Source organism: Cellulomonas citrea, from assembly GCF_009829685.1.
In the GTDB taxonomy this organism is placed as follows: domain Bacteria; phylum Actinomycetota; class Actinomycetes; order Actinomycetales; family Cellulomonadaceae; genus Cellulomonas; species Cellulomonas citrea.
The window spans coordinates 1-1,808 of sequence record NZ_VWSD01000273.1; the positions used below are offsets into that span (position 1 = coordinate 1).

The window sequence follows — 1,808 nt, forward strand, 5'->3', positions numbered from 1 at the left end:
CCGGGGCCGGCGCGGCGCCGGGTTGTGGGAACCCGACGGAGCGGCCCGCCCGACACGGTGCCCGCCCGCCCGCACGTCGCCCCCTGGCTGCACCTACCCTTCGACGGGTGAGCAGCCCGCACCCCACCCGGACGACCGCCGCCCGCCTGGCCGACCTGGACGCGCGCACCGCCGCCGCGACCTCGGCCGAGGAGGCCGCCGCGGCCAAGCAGCACGCCCGCGGCAAGAAGACGGCCCGCGAACGCATCGAGTCCCTGCTGGACCCGGGCTCGTTCGTCGAGCTCGACGCGATGGTGCGCCACCGGTCCACCAACTTCGGCCTGGACGCCAAGCGGATCCCCGGCGATGGCGTCGTCGCAGGTCACGGCACCGTGGACGGGCGACCGGTGTGCATCTACGCCCAGGACTTCACCGTCTTCGGCGGCAGCCTCGGCGAGGTGCACGGGCAGAAGATCACCAAGGTGATGGACCTGGCGCTGCGCACCGGCGCCCCGCTCGTGGGCATCAGCGACGGCGGCGGCGCGCGCATCCAGGAGGGCGTCGCCGGCCTCACCCAGTTCGCCGAGATCTTCTCCCGCAACGTCAAGGCGTCCGGTGTGGTCCCGCAGATCAGCCTCATCCTGGGACCGTCGGCCGGCGGGGCGGTGTACTCCCCCGCGCTCACCGACTTCATCGTGATGGCCGACAAGACCTCGCACATGTTCATCACCGGCCCCGACGTCATCCGCTCGGTCACCGGGGAGGACGTCGGCTTCGAGGAGCTCGGCGGGGCGAGCACGCACAACGTGCGCTCCGGCGTCGCGCACTACCTCGCGACCGACGAGGACGACGCGATCGACTACGTCCGCACGCTGCTCGGCTTCCTGCCGTCCAACAACCTCTCCGACCCGCCGTCGTACCCGGCCGACGCCGATCCGGACGTGACCGACGCCGACCTCGAGCTCGACACCCTGGTGCCGGACTCCGACTCCCAGCCCTACGACATGCGGACCGTCGTCGAGCACGTGCTGGACGACGGCGCGCTGCTCGAGGTCCAGTCGCTGTACGCGCCCAACGTCGTCGTCGGCTTCGGGCACGTCGAGGGGCATGCGGTCGGCGTGGTCGCCAACCAGCCGCTGTCGATGGCCGGCACCCTCGACATCAACGCCGCGGAGAAGGCCGCCCGGTTCGTGCGCACCTGCGACGCGTTCAACATCCCGGTGCTCACCTTCGTCGACGTGCCGGGTTTCCTGCCGGGCACCGACCAGGAGTGGAACGGGATCATCCGGCGCGGCGCCAAGCTCATCTACGCCTACGCCGAGGCGACCGTGCCGCTGGTCACCGTCATCACGCGCAAGGCGTACGGCGGGGCGTACATCGTCATGGGCTCCAAGCAGCTGGGCGCCGACGTCAACCTGGCGTGGCCCACCGCGCAGATCGCGGTGATGGGTGCCGGCGGGGCCGTCAACATCTTGCAGCGCGGGGCGCTCGCCGCCACCGAGAAGGCCGGCGGCGACGTCGAGGCCGAACGTGCGCGCCTCGTCGGCGAGTACGAGGACGCCATCGTCAACCCGTGGGACGCGGCCGACCGCGGCTACGTCGACGCGGTGATCCGCCCGTCGCAGACCCGGCTGCAGATCGTGCGGGCGCTGCGGCTGCTGCGCACCAAGCGCGCGACCCTGCCGCCCAAGAAGCACGGGAACATCCCGCTGTGAGCGCGCAGGAGGGCACGCCCCAGGTCCGGGTGGTGCGCGGGGCGCCGGACGACGTGGAGCTCGCGGCCCTGGTCGCGGGGCTGCTCGCCACGGGTGCGGAGCCGGCGCCCGAGG

Annotated in this window: 2 protein-coding genes; both read left to right on the top strand. The window is 72.7% G+C overall.

Annotated elements, in window-relative coordinates; translation table 11 throughout:
* Positions 1 to 107: 107 nt before the first annotated feature.
* Entirely contained in the window at positions 108 to 1,694 is a 1,587-nt protein-coding gene (locus tag F2B26_RS16070; protein ID WP_159811060.1) for an acyl-CoA carboxylase subunit beta, read from the top strand.
* A gap of 29 nt (positions 1,695 to 1,723) precedes the next feature.
* Positions 1,724 to 1,808: acyl-CoA carboxylase epsilon subunit (locus tag F2B26_RS17540; RefSeq protein WP_268891124.1), on the top strand; the 85-nt coding region annotated here is incomplete at its 3' end.